A 12,056-nucleotide genomic window follows, 5' to 3' on the forward strand; every position below is an offset into this window, starting at 1 on the left:
CGCTTCCCGCGCCGCACCCTCGACACTTCCCGCCGGCGGCGGGAGGGCCTATGCGCTGCCTGACCAGGGCCCGGCGGCCCGATCCCGCCGCCGACCCACCCCGGACTCGCCCCGGAGCCCTATGGATTCCGATCCCATCGTCCTGACCTGGCGCGCCGCCCGGCGCCTGCACGCGACCGCCGTCGCCCTCGTGGTCGGGCTCGGCGCCCCGCTCTGCGCGCTGGCCCTGCTGTGCCTGCGCGATCTGGTCGCGGTGCTGCCGCGCGACGAGGCGCCGACGCTGCCGTTCCTGCGGCTTGCCCTGTCGCTGCCCGGCCGCGAGCTCGTGCTGGCCCCCGGCTTCACGATGCGTCCGGCCGAGCTGGAACTCGCCGCCTTCCTGTGCATCGCCGCCTGTGCCTTGACCCTGGCGGGGATCGGCTGGGTCGTGGCGCGCCTGTGCTTCAAGGCCCAGAACCGGGCCGCGGACGCCGTCCGGGAAAGCGTCCTGCGGGCGATCCTCGACGCGCCGGCTGGGGCCCGGGACGAGGCGCGCAGCCTCGCCCGCCTGGTCGGCGAGGTTCTGGGACGAGGCGACCGGCTGCTCGCTGCCAGCATCGTGGTCCCGGCGATGACCCTGGCCGCGCTGCTCCTGGCGCTCGGCTTTGCCGGGCTTGCCGCGCCGCGGCTGATCCCGACCGCGGCGATCGGCCTGGCGGCGATCGGGCTGGCCTACGGGCTGGTCCTGGAGCGCGCCCGGGACCGGCAGGACCTGCGGCTGCGCTCCAGCACCCGGGCCGAGACCAACCTGAACGACCTGGTGCGGCGGCTGCCGGCCGTGCGCGTCCACGGGGCCGCCGCCCTCGAGCGGACGCGCATCGCGGCCCGGGTCGCGGCGATGCGCACCAACGTCGCCCGGGCCGAGGCGCGGCTGGCCTATGCACGGGCGCCGGCGCTCGCCCTGGCGGTGATCCTCCCGGCCATCGCCATCGGCACGGCCCTGTGGCGCTCCGCGACGCCGGGTGCCCCGCCGGCCCCGCCGGTCGATCCGGCCGCGTTGCTCGCGGCCACCGGAGCCTTCGGTCTCGCCGGCTGGCTCGCCGCGATCTGCGCCCGGCTCTGGACGGTGCGCAAATCCGTCCGCCCGCGCTTCCGCGACCTGGCGCGCCTCATCGCGATGCTCCAGGGGCGCCAGGCGAAGGCCGCCCGGACGGGGCTCGCCCCGCCGCTCCCCCGGTCCGGGATCCTGGCGACGCAGGGGGTCGGCGCCTTCGACCCGGCCAGCGGCGAGCGGCTGACCGGCGTCGACGTCACCGTCGCCATGCCGAGCCATGTCGCGATCACCGGCAGCCGGGGCAGCGGCGCCCGGGTGCTGGCGGCGGTGCTGGCCGGCCAGATCGAGCCGACCGCGGGGGCCGTCACCTACGCGGGCGCGGACCTGCGCGGCTTCGACGCCGCCGAGCGCGCCCGCCGGATCGCCTTCGCGGCCGGGGAGGCGATCCTGATGGAGGGTTCGCTCCGGCAGAACCTGCTCTACGGTACCGAGCCGGCCAACGCCCCCGACGACATCGCGCTGATCGGCATCAGCCGGCTCACCGGGCTCGACGGCTTCGTCTACGCCCGCGGCCTGACCGGCCGCCTGGAGCCGGCGACCCAGCCCCGTCTGGCGGCGGCGATCGTCGCGGCCCGGCGGACCATGCGGGCGGCGCTCGCCGCCAAGGGCGCCGAGCGTCTGGTCGAGCCGTTCGACCCGGAGCGCTACAACCATCAGGCGAGCATCGGCGAGAACATCCTGTTCGGCGAGCCGGTGGGCGGCGCCTTCGCGCCCCTGCGGTTCGCCCGCCACCCCTACCTGCGGGCGGTGCTGGAGGCCGAGGAGCTGGTGCGGCCGCTCACCGAGATCGGCCTGTCGGTCGCCCGCAGCACGGTGGAAATCTTCGCCGATCTGCCCAACGACCATCCGCTCTTCGACAATTATTCGCTGTTCCAGGCCTCGGAGCGCGGCTACTTCGAAGATCTCGTGGTCCGCCTGCCCAATGCCGCGAGCTTGCGCCGCGGGGCCGCCGGCCAGCGCGACCGCACGCGGCTGATCGGGCTGGCCCTGCGCTACAGCGAGTCCCGGCACCGTTTCGGGCTGATCGACGACGCGTTCGAGCAGCGGCTGGTCCAGGCCCGCCGCTCATTCGCCCGGATGCTGCCGTCCCACCTCGCCGGCGCGGTGGAGTTCCACGATCCCGGCCGGGTCAATCCGGCCGCCAGCCTGGAGGAAAACCTGCTGTTCGGCCGGATCAGCCTCGGCGAGGCCAATGCCGAGCCGCGGGTGCGGGCGCTGGTGCAGCGGGTGCTGGCCGACGAGGGGCTCGAAGCCTCGGTCTACAGCCTCGGACTGGACAGCAAGGTCGAGATCCAACCCAGTACCGGAGCGCTGGCGGACGGAGCCATCAACGCCCGGGAGCGCGTCGCGATCGAGCTGGCCCGCTGCCTCGCCCGCGAGCCCGACATCCTGGTGGTCGCGGTGGCGCCCGACGAGCGCAAGGTCGAGGGCGTGCGCGAGCGCTTGGCCCAGCTCCGGCAGGCGAGGGCCGGACGCGGCTTCATCGTCTGCCTGCCCGAAACGGGCGTGCCCGACGGGATCGAGCCGTTCGACGCGGTGATCGCGGTGGAGAACAGCGCCCTGGCCGCGCCCCCGGCCGCCGCGGTGGCCGAGATGGAGCCGGCCCTCGCTTGAGCGCGACGGCCTCACGACGGCCGCAATAGCCGGTCAGGTCGGGACGCCGTGCCTGCCCGGCCCGATTCCCCCTCGCCCGGCCGATCCAGCGCGGACGGTTCATGCCCTTCCCGATACCAAGATCCTTCGCCGCCGGCCTCGCGCTGCTGACCGTCTGCGGTCCGGTCGCGGCGCTGGCCGGAAAGGCCGACGCGCCGATCCTGGCCGCGACGCTCGCCGTGATGGCGCAGAAGGGCACCACGGCCGGCGCCCCGGTGCTGTTCCGGGCCTACAAGAAGGAATCCGAGATCGAGGTCTGGAAGAAGGGCCCGGCCGGGTTCGTCCACATCAAGACCTTCCCGATCTGCCGCTGGTCCGGCCAGCTCGGCCCCAAGCGCAAGAACGGCGACCGGCAGACCCCCGAGGGGTTCTATTCGGTGCCCCGGCGCCAGATGAACCCCAACTCGCACTATTACCTGTCCTTCGACGTCGGCTATCCCAACGCCTACGACCGCGCCCATGGCGGCACCGGCTCGGCCGTGATGGTCCACGGCATCTGCTCGTCGATGGGCTGCTTCGCCATGACCGACGGCACGGTCGGCGAGATCTACGCCATCGCCCGGGAGGCCCTGAACGGCGGCCAGGCGGCCTTCCAGTTCCAGTCCTACCCGTTCCGGATGAGCGCCGAGAATATGGCCCGCCACCGCACGGACCCGAACATCGGGTTCTGGCGCGAGCTCAAGGCCGGCTCCGACCGGTTCGAGGCGACCCGGGAGGAGCTTCAGGTCTCGGTGGTCGCCGGCCGCTACGCCTTCGCGCCGTCCCGGGATCCCGCCCGCGAGGCCGCCGTCGCGACCTACCGCGCCATTGAGGAGGCCCGCATGGCGGCGCTCGCCGATGCCGGCGAACCGGCCGTGCGCACGACCTATTCCGATGGCGGCCAGCACGCCTTCTGGGCGGCCTACACGGCCCGGGGCGGCGCGGTCGGCGACATCAGCCGGCCGGAGGCGCTGGCCTTCGCCGGCCAGGAAGTGGTGGTCGTGCCGGGCCACCGGGCGCCGCGCCCGGTGCCGGAGACCGTCTGGGCGACCTGGGGCGGGCCGAATTCCGGGCTCGCGCTGCGGCAGATGGCCGGCTTCGTGCCGGTCTACGAGCGGGCGCCCGATCCGTTCGGGGCGCTGGCGGGCCGCCTCCCGGCGCGCTACGGCGACGGCCTGCCATCCCTGCTGGCGGCGGCACTCGCCGAATCTCCCGGCACGGCCGCCGGACACCCGATTCGGGCTGGCGCGGGTGCGGGCCTGATCGCCTCCGCCGAGCGCCTCTAGGCATGCACCGGCCCCCGAAAGCGGCCCATCCGTGTGCGCGGCCGCACATCACGACGGCGTGCGGACCCCCAATTCATTGTACGGCAGGGGATGAGCGGTACTCCTGTCCCGTCGGCCTGCCGTATTCAGCGCTACCTTCCCGGAACGGCGACGGGGTCTCGATCGTAACGGATCGGGACCGACTGTCCGCAGATTCGTGATCGCCATGTCCAAGTGTTCCGAGCCGACTATCCGTGCGGCCGACGAGGGCCTCGTCCTCCGATTCTGGGGAGTCCGCGGCTCTACGCCGGTCAGCGGCCCGCAATATGCTGAGTTCGGCGGCAGCACGCCCTGCATCGAGGTGCGCTGCGGCGAGCGGATGTTCGTGGTCGACGCCGGCTCGGGCATCTACAACCTCGGCCAGGGCCACCGCACCGATCTGCCGCGGGACGTCGACCTGCTGTTCACCCACCTGCATCTCGACCACACGGCGGGCCTTCCGTTCTTCAAGCCGGCGGTCCTCGACTGCGACCGGGTGATCAACACCTATTGCGGCAATCTCGGCGGCGAATCGGCCGGCCCGACCCTCGATCGCCTGTTCGCGCCGCCGCTCTTCCCGGTTACCCTCGACAGGCTGTGCTGCACCTTCAACCACCACGGTTTCGAGGCCGGCCAGACCCTGACCTTCGCGGACGGTTCGCGGGTCGACACGATCCTGCTGAACCATCCGCAGGGATCGGTGGGCTACCGATTCGAGCATGATGGCCGGCGCCTGTGCCTGATCAGCGACATCGAGCACAGCGACCCCTGGCCGGACCCCGAGCTGGCCCGGTTCGTCGCGGGGGCCGACCTGATGGTCTATGACGGCATGTTCACCGACGGCGAGTATCCGACCTGCCGCGGCTGGGGGCACTCGACCTGGCAGAAGGGCGTCGAGCTGGCGCGGATGGCCGGCGTCAAGGCGCTGGCGATCATCCACCTGCACCCGGCCCATTCCGATACGGCGCTCCGCGACATGGAGGCGGACCTCCAGGCGGAGATGCCCACCGCCTTCATCGCCCGGGAGAGCCAGAGCATCACGGTCGGCGCGCCCCGCTCGGTGAGCCGCCGGGCCGGCAACCGCCCCCCGGTGACGCGCGAGGTCCGGCGCCGGATCAAGGTCGCCTGATCGTCTCGGTCAGACGGAGCGCCTGCTGCGGGACCGGCTGAACCAGCGATAGGCGAACAGCACGAACAGCGCGACGCCGATGGTCAGGATGCTCCAGCCGTAATTGGTGACGAGTTGCGCGTCGATCGGATGCCCGATCAGGCCCAGCGCGACGAGCAGTCCGAAGACGGCGATCACCGCCGAGACGAGCATCCCTAGAATCATCATGGTCCCCGGCACGTCCCGGCCGGCGCACCGGCCCGGCGAATTCGTCCGTGGAAATGCACGGGCGCGGTGCCCGTTCCCGGTCGCGTCGGGCGCCGCGAGACGCTAATCGCGCCCTGGCGCGCATGAGCGGGTCCCAAGGCGCCGAACTTAGGCTAAGTAGGCCCGCACGACGGCGCCCCGGGGCGCGCGAGGAGCCCGAGACCACGGCGATGACCGGCCCACAGACCACGCCTCAGGACAGCATGCCCGCATCCACCGCCGCAACGGGCCCGCTGCGCCCGCAATCCCAGCTCGTGACGATCTTCGGCGGCTCCGGCTTCCTGGGCCGCCACGTGGTGCGGGCGCTCGCCAAGCGCGGCTACCGGATCCGCGTCGCGGTGCGCCGGCCGGACCTGGCGCTGTTCCTGCAGCCGTTGGGCAAGGTCAACCAGATCGTGGCCGTCCAGGCCAACCTCCGCTACCCCGAATCGGTGGCCCGTGCGTCCGAGCGCTCGGACGTGGTGATCAACCTCGTCGGCATCCTGCAGGAGACCGGCTCGCAGAGCTTCGCGCGGCTGCAGGTCGACGGGGCCGCGGAGATCGCCCGCGCCGCCGCCCGGCAGGGCGCCCGGATGATCCACGTCTCGGCGATCGGGGCGGACCCGGCCTCGCCGTCGCACTACGCCCGCACCAAGGCCGAGGGCGAGGCCCGGGTCTTCGCCGCCTGCCCGGACGCCGTGGTGTTCCGGCCGTCGCTGGTCTTCGGGCCGGGCGACAGTTTCTTCAACCGCTTCGCCGGGCTGGCCCGGGCGCTGCCGGTGCTGCCGCTGGCGGGCGGCCAGTCGCGGTTCCAGCCGGTCTTCGTCGGCGACGTCGCCGAGGCGATCGCCCGGGCGGTCGACGGCGCCGTGCCGGGCGGCAAGGTCTACGAGCTCGGCGGACCGGAGGTGGCGACCCTCGAGCACCTCGTGCGCTACATGCTGAAGACGATCCAGCGCAAGCGTGCCGTGGTCGACCTGCCGCTGCCGGTGGCCAAGCTCCAGGCCCGGCTCCTGGAGGTCGCCGACACCCTGACCTTCGGCCTGTTGCCCGACAGCCTGAAGCTCACCCGCGACCAGGTGATCCTGCTCCAGAACGACAACGTCGTGTCCGAGGCCGCCAAGGCCGAGGGCCGGACCATCGAGGCGCTCGGGATCACTCCGACCGCCGCCGAGGCGGTGGTGCCGGGCTATCTCTGGCCGTTCCGCAAGGCCGGTCAGTTCGCCACCGACCGGGACGAGGAATACCTGGCCGAGGTGCCCGACTCGATCGCACCGACGCCCATGGGGCCCGGCTCCCAGCACAGGCCGCAGACCGCGTCAGGGCCGGCGATCGGCGCCGATGCCGGCAGCTCTCCCGGGAGCGCCCAGAGCCGCATGGGCACCCGCTGGGGCACCCGGACGATGAGCTGAGTCAGGGTTTCAAAATGTCTTCGACCTTTTGCGGGTCCAGGGCGGAGCCCTGGGTCGAGCGAAGCTTGATGCCATCGGGGCTCCGCCCCGATACCCCGCCAAAGGGCCGCGGGCCCTTTGGAAACCCGTTTCCTTGCCGGTGGGCGGGTTTATATCCCCGCGTTCTCCTTGAAGGAGACAACGCCTGACCTCGTCCGGGACTGCACGATGATGAAGACCCCGTGGAACGGATCGGCAGGCCCGGCGTGAAGCGCATCCTCGTCACCGGCGCGGCAGGCTTCGTCGGCGGCCACGTCCTGCCGCTCCTGGCCGGCTCGGGCGCCCGGGTGGTCGGGATCGGCCGCGGGGCGCCTCCGAGCCTGCCCGCGGGTCTCGCCTACGAGCGCATCGACCTCCTCGACGCGGCGGCGCTCGGCGCCTTCGTGGCGCGCTTCCGGCCGACCGAGATCCTCCACTTGGCCGGCCTCGCCTCGGTCGGCGAGGCCGCCTCCGGGCCAGGGCAGACCTGGCGGGTGAACGTCAACGGCCTGATGAACCTCGTGGCGGCCGTCGAGGCGGTGCCCGGTTCCACGTTCTTCTTCGTCAGCTCCGGCGAGGTCTACGGCAGTGCCTTCCTGGCCGGCCACGCGCTGTCCGAAGAGGCCGAGCCCCTGCCGCGCAACACCTACGCCCGGTCGAAATGGGTCGGCGAGCAGCTGCTGCGCGACCTGCTGCCCCGGATCGGCGTGAAGCTCGTGGTGCTGCGGCCGTTCAACCATATCGGCCCGGGCCAGGACGAGCGCTTCGTCGTGGCGTCCTTCGCCGGGCAGATCGCCCGGATCGAGGCCGGCCGCGCGCCGCCGCTCCTCGACGTCGGCAACCTGTCCTCGTACCGCGACTTCCTCGACGTGGCCGACGTGGCGGGCGCCTATGCCGACCTGATCGGCCGGGCGGAGAGCCTGGCGGACGGGAGCGTGTTCAACATCAGCTCCGGCCAGCCGCGCACGATCGCCAGCGTGCTCGACGGCCTGCGGGCGCGCGCCCGGGTGCCGTTCGAGATCCGCATCGCCCCGGAGCGGGTGCGCCCGAACGAGATCCCGCTGGCGGCGGGCGATTCCACCCGCCTGCACGACGCTACCGGCTGGCAGCCGCGGGTCGCCTGGGACGACGCCCTGACCCGGGTGCTGGACGATGCCCGCGTCCGGCTGGCCCCGGCCGAGGGCTGAGCGCGCGCTACCGCACCACGCCCTTCGCCACCAGCGCGTCCCGCGCCTCCGCCGAAACCTCCAGCCGCTCGGCCAGGATTTCCTGGCTCGAATCCCCGAGGCCCGGCGGCATGCGGCGCACGGGCAGGCGGCGCCCGTCGAGCCGGTAGGGCGGGGCGATGACGTGGGCGTTGCCGCTTCCCTCGACCACCAGCCCGGCCTCCTGCGCGCGCGGGCAGGTCAGCGCTTCGCGCAGGCCCATCACCTCGCCGCAGGGGATACCCGCCCCGCGCAGGCGCGCGATCAGGGCCGCCCGCTCCCATTGGGCGAGTTCCGCCTCCAGGATCGGGATGAAGGCCGCCCGGTTCTTCGAGCGGTCGAGATTGGTGGAAAAGCGCGGGTCGACGCACAGGTCCGGCCGCTCCAGCACCAGCTCGCAGAAGCGGCGGTACTGGGCGTTGTTGCCCACCGTGATCACCACGGGGCCGTCGCCGGCCTCGAACACCCCGTAGGGCACGATCGACGGATGGGCGTTGCCGTAGCGCGGCGGATCGATGCCCCGGGCCAGCGCCTCCAGCCCGTAATAGGAGGTCAGCGCCACGCCGCAATCGAACAGGGCGAGGTCGATGGTCCGGCCGCGCCCGGTGCGCTCGCGCTGGAACAGGGCCGCCAGCACGGCCTGGGCGGCGTATTGCCCGGTGAACAGGTCCACCGCCGCGACCCCGAACTTCAGGGGCGGCCCGCCGGCCTCGCCGTTGAGCGCCATCACCCCGGATTCGCCCTGCACCACGAGGTCGTAGCCGGGCCGGGTCGCTTCCGAGCCGTCGGAGCTGTAGCCGGCGATCGAGCAGTAGATCAGCCCGGAATTCTCGGCCGCGAGCGCTGCGTAGCCGAGGCCGAGCTTCTCGGCCCCGCCGGTCTTGAAGTTCTGGACCAGCACGTCGCTCTCGCGGGCCAGCGCCTTGACGATCGCCAGCCCTTCCGGCGTGGCGAGATCGACCCCGATCGAGCGCTTGTTGCGGTTCACGCTGTCGAAATACGAGGTGTTGCCGGGGGTGGTCGCCACGCCCCAGTCGCGCGTGTCGTCGCCGCGCTCCGGGTGCTCGACCTTGATCACGTCGGCGCCGAGATCGCCGAGCACCTGCGCGCACCACGGCCCGGCCAGGACCCGGGACAGGTCGAGGACGCGGATCCCGGCCAGGGGGAGGTCGGATGACGACTCAGATTCCATCGGAAAGGTCCTCAGAGCGCGTGCATCACACGGTGAAAAGTCCTGGTTTCAAAAGGTCGTCGACCTTTTGCGGGTCCAGGGCGGAGCCCTGCGTCATCAGGGCTCCGCCCTGGACCCCGCCAAAGGGCACACCCTTTGGAAACCCGATCCTGTCTCGTCCCGATCCCATGTGCCTCAAGCGCCCATCACACCGTCGAGGCCGCGCACGGCCGCGATGAGTTTCGGGCGCACCACGTCCATCAGGAACCGGGCGTCGGTGATGACGGTGGGGGCGCCGCAATTGACCGACATCGGCGGCAGGCCGCCGCCGGGATGAAAACCCACCGCGATGGCGCAGACCGTCTCCTGCCACTCGCCGAACGAGGTGCAGCAGCCGAGTTCGCGATGCTCGGCCACCGCCCGGTCGAGGCCGGTGCGCAGGGCGGGCCAGGCCACCGGGTCCAGGGCTTTCAGATCCTCGTAGATGCTCTCGCGCTCACGCTCCGGGCAGACCGCCACGTAGGCGCGGCCCATGGCGCTGCGGGCGAGCGAGATCCGCGAGCCGGTGTCGAGGTTCAGCGAGATCGCGGCCGGGCCGCGCTGGCAATCGACGTAGCGCATGCTCAGCCGGTCGCGCACCCCGAGCCCGACCGAGGCGTTCGCCGCCTCGGCGACCGCCCGCAGCACCGGCCGGGCGATGCCGCGCACGTCGAGGCCGCCGAGCGCCGCTGAGCTCAAGGCGATCGTCGCGTTGCCGAGCCGGTAGCGCCCGGTCTCGGCGGTGTGGTGCAGGTAGCCGAGCTTGGTCAGTGTGTAGGTCAGGCGCGACACGGTCGAGCGCGGCAGGCCGCAGGCCGCCGCGATGTCGTGGTTCGCCAGGCTGGTCCGGCCCGGGCCGAAGCAGGCGAGCACCGCGAGCCCCCGGGCGAGCGCCGTGACGAAGTGGCGATCCTCCTTCGCGCCGTCCTCCTTGGCGCCGTCGCCGACCGGCGCTGCGTCGGGATCGGCCAGCAGGGCCTCGTCGGCGGCACTCATCGGCGCAGGAACGCCGCGAAGGCCGCCTGAGCCTCCGGGCCCCGGCGGAGCGCGTGGAACACCTCCGCCTCCTCGGCCAGGGCGCGGGCGACGCTGTCGTCCTGGCCCCGGCGCAAGGCCCGCTTGGTCGCGGCGATCGACACCGGAGGCAGGGCGGCCAGGGCGCGGGCCCGGGCGAGGGCGGTCTCCAGGGCCGTCCCCTGCGGGACGGCGGCGTTGACGAGACCCGCCGCCACCGCCTCCGCGGCACCGAAGGGCTCGCCGAGCATCAGCAATTCGGCCGCCCGCTTGGTGCCGGCGATGCGCGGCAGGAGGTAGCTCGACCCACCTTCGGGACTGAGGCCGAGCGCCGTGAACGGCAGGCGGAAGCGGGCGCCGTCTCCGGCATAGGCGAGGTCGCAATGCAGCAGCAGCGTCGTGCCGATGCCAACCGCGTGCCCCTCCACCGCCGCGACGACGGGCTTCGGGCAGCCGCGCAGGGCCTTCAGGAAGGTCAGGCCCGGGCTGGCGCCCGCGGCCTCGACATACTGAAAATCCTTGAGATCGTTTCCGGCGGTGAAGCAGCCGCCCGCCCCGGTGAGCACCACGGCGCGCAAACTCTCGTCGGCGCCGGCGGCGTCGAAGGCGGCGGCGAGACCCGCATAGGTCGCCCGGTCGAGGGCGTTGCGCCGCTCCGGCCGGTCGATGGTGACCAGCCGGATCCCGGGCTCCGGATCGGAGAGGCGGACGCTCAAGAGACGGCCCCGCCGGCATAGTCCGCGGCAACGCCCGCGAGCCCGGCCCGGGCGGCGGCGTATTCCCGGGTGAGCCGGGCCACGAGGTCGGCGGTGGGCGGGGCGTCCGCGATGGTGCCGACCCCCTGGCCGGCTCCCCAGACGTCCCGCCACGCCTTCACGCTGGCGCTGCCGAAGTTCATCGCAGTCTTGTCGCGCACCGGCAGCGCCTCGGGGTCGAGCCCGGCGGCGCGGATGCTGGGCGTCAGGTAATTGCCCGGCACGCCGGTAAAGTAGGGGGTGTACAGCACGTCGGCGGCGGCGCTGCCGGCGATCATGTCCTTGTAGCCGGACGCCGCATTGGCCTCCCGGGTGGCGATGAACCGGGTGCCCATATAGGCGAGGTCGGCGCCCATGGCCTGGGCGGCCAGGATCGCCGAGCCGGTGGTGATCGCCCCCGACAGGATCAGCGGCCCATCGTAGAAGCGCCGGATCTCGCCGACGAGGGCGAAGGGGCTGAGCGTGCCGGCGTGTCCCCCGGCGCCGGCGCAGACCAGGATCAGCCCGTCGACCCCGGCCTCCAGCGCCTTCTCGGCGTGGCGGACCGTGGTAACGTCGTGGAACACCACGCCGCCATAGGCGTGGACCGGGCGGATCACCGCGTCCGGCGCTCGCAGCGAGGTGATGATGATCGGCACCCGGTGCCGGACGCAGGCCTCGACATCCTGCGCGAGGCGGTCGTTCGAGGCGTGGACGATCTGATTGACCGCGAAGGGGGCGATCCTTCGCGCCGGATCCTTCGCGCGCTCTTCAGCCAGGGTCCGCGTGATCCGCGAAAGCCATTCGTCGAGCAATTCGGCGGGCCGCGCGTTCAGCGCGGGGAACGCGCCGACGACGCCGGCCAGGCATTGCGCGATCACGAGATCAGGCCCCGAAACGATGAACATCGGGGCGCAGATCACCGGCAGGGCGAGCCGGCCGCGCAAGGTTTCGGGGAGACGGCTTTCGGGCAGGCGCCCGACCGGGGGCTGTTCGGGGCCGTCGCTCATCGAGCGCCGCCGGGCTGCTGGCCGATATCGCGCACCGCGATCCTCCCTGATCGATCGGGCGGCCCGGCTG

General features: G+C 72.8%; 10 protein-coding genes. 5 read left to right on the forward strand and 5 right to left on the reverse strand.

Annotated elements, in window-relative coordinates; genetic code table 11:
• The first annotated feature begins 121 nt into the window (after positions 1 to 121).
• The 3 genes from MKL09_RS06135 (at position 122) to MKL09_RS06145 (ending at position 5,158) form a co-directional block, all read left to right on the forward strand.
• The gene (locus MKL09_RS06135; protein ID WP_244018926.1) at positions 122 to 2,707 is read left to right on the forward strand and encodes an ATP-binding cassette domain-containing protein; all 2,586 of its coding nucleotides are present in this window, start codon (positions 122 to 124) and stop codon (positions 2,705 to 2,707) included.
• Between the two features lie 101 nt (positions 2,708 to 2,808).
• Positions 2,809 to 4,011, forward strand: a complete 1,203-nt coding sequence (locus MKL09_RS06140; protein ID WP_244018928.1) for a murein L,D-transpeptidase family protein — start codon at positions 2,809 to 2,811, stop codon at positions 4,009 to 4,011.
• 205 nt (positions 4,012 to 4,216) lie between these two features.
• Complete coding sequence (locus MKL09_RS06145) at positions 4,217 to 5,158, forward strand: MBL fold metallo-hydrolase (protein ID WP_244018930.1); 942 nt, start codon at positions 4,217 to 4,219, stop codon at positions 5,156 to 5,158.
• Between the two features lie 9 nt (positions 5,159 to 5,167).
• On the opposite strand, the gene MKL09_RS06150 is transcribed toward MKL09_RS06145, so the two are convergent.
• Complete coding sequence (locus tag MKL09_RS06150; protein ID WP_244018931.1) at positions 5,168 to 5,365, reverse strand: hypothetical protein; 198 nt, start codon at positions 5,363 to 5,365, stop codon at positions 5,168 to 5,170.
• A gap of 242 nt (positions 5,366 to 5,607) precedes the next feature.
• Between MKL09_RS06150 and MKL09_RS06155 the strand changes: the two genes are divergently transcribed.
• Together MKL09_RS06155 and MKL09_RS06160 are read left to right on the forward strand one after the other, a co-directional pair.
• A complete protein-coding gene (locus MKL09_RS06155) occupies positions 5,608 to 6,795 on the forward strand; it encodes a complex I NDUFA9 subunit family protein (RefSeq protein WP_244018965.1) in 1,188 nt (395 codons plus the stop codon).
• Between the two features lie 221 nt (positions 6,796 to 7,016).
• Positions 7,017 to 8,000: an NAD-dependent epimerase/dehydratase family protein gene (locus tag MKL09_RS06160; protein ID WP_244018932.1), complete on the forward strand. Its 984-nt coding sequence runs from the start codon at positions 7,017 to 7,019 to the stop codon at positions 7,998 to 8,000.
• Between the two features lie 7 nt (positions 8,001 to 8,007).
• On the opposite strand, the gene MKL09_RS06165 is transcribed toward MKL09_RS06160, so the two are convergent.
• From MKL09_RS06165 to MKL09_RS06180, 4 genes are all read right to left on the reverse strand, one after another.
• Complete coding sequence (locus MKL09_RS06165) at positions 8,008 to 9,210, reverse strand: CaiB/BaiF CoA transferase family protein (protein ID WP_244018933.1); 1,203 nt, start codon at positions 9,208 to 9,210, stop codon at positions 8,008 to 8,010.
• Between the two features lie 174 nt (positions 9,211 to 9,384).
• Entirely contained in the window at positions 9,385 to 10,224 is an 840-nt protein-coding gene (locus tag MKL09_RS06170) for an IclR family transcriptional regulator (RefSeq protein WP_244018934.1), read from the reverse strand.
• The gene (locus MKL09_RS06175) at positions 10,221 to 10,958 is read right to left on the reverse strand and encodes an enoyl-CoA hydratase-related protein (RefSeq protein WP_244018935.1); all 738 of its coding nucleotides are present in this window, start codon (positions 10,956 to 10,958) and stop codon (positions 10,221 to 10,223) included. Before MKL09_RS06175 ends, MKL09_RS06170 begins: the two co-directional genes overlap by 4 nt.
• Positions 10,955 to 11,986 (reverse strand): NAD(P)H-dependent flavin oxidoreductase, encoded by a 1,032-nt coding sequence (locus MKL09_RS06180; RefSeq protein ID WP_244018936.1) that lies wholly within the window; start codon positions 11,984 to 11,986, stop codon positions 10,955 to 10,957. The genes MKL09_RS06175 and MKL09_RS06180 overlap by 4 nt, the downstream gene beginning before the upstream one ends.
• Positions 11,987 to 12,056 lie beyond the last annotated feature (70 nt).

It is taken from the genome of Methylobacterium sp. J-048 (assembly GCF_022829515.1).
Classification (GTDB): Bacteria; Pseudomonadota; Alphaproteobacteria; order Rhizobiales; family Beijerinckiaceae; genus Methylobacterium.

Bases quoted from the DNA above. Each gene is read 5' to 3' on its own strand.
- MKL09_RS06135 (WP_244018926.1), top strand. From the start codon at position 122: ATGGATTCCGATCCCATCGTCCTGACCTGGCGCGCCGCCCGGCGCCTG.
- MKL09_RS06140 (WP_244018928.1), top strand. From the start codon at position 2,809: ATGCCCTTCCCGATACCAAGATCCTTCGCCGCCGGCCTCGCGCTGCTG.
- MKL09_RS06145 (WP_244018930.1), top strand. From the start codon at position 4,217: ATGTCCAAGTGTTCCGAGCCGACTATCCGTGCGGCCGACGAGGGCCTC.
- MKL09_RS06150 (WP_244018931.1), bottom strand. From the start codon at position 5,365: ATGATGATTCTAGGGATGCTCGTCTCGGCGGTGATCGCCGTCTTCGGA.
- MKL09_RS06155 (WP_244018965.1), top strand. From the start codon at position 5,608: ATGCCCGCATCCACCGCCGCAACGGGCCCGCTGCGCCCGCAATCCCAG.
- MKL09_RS06165 (WP_244018933.1), bottom strand. From the start codon at position 9,210: ATGGAATCTGAGTCGTCATCCGACCTCCCCCTGGCCGGGATCCGCGTC.
- MKL09_RS06170 (WP_244018934.1), bottom strand. From the start codon at position 10,224: ATGAGTGCCGCCGACGAGGCCCTGCTGGCCGATCCCGACGCAGCGCCG.
- MKL09_RS06180 (WP_244018936.1), bottom strand. From the start codon at position 11,986: ATGAGCGACGGCCCCGAACAGCCCCCGGTCGGGCGCCTGCCCGAAAGC.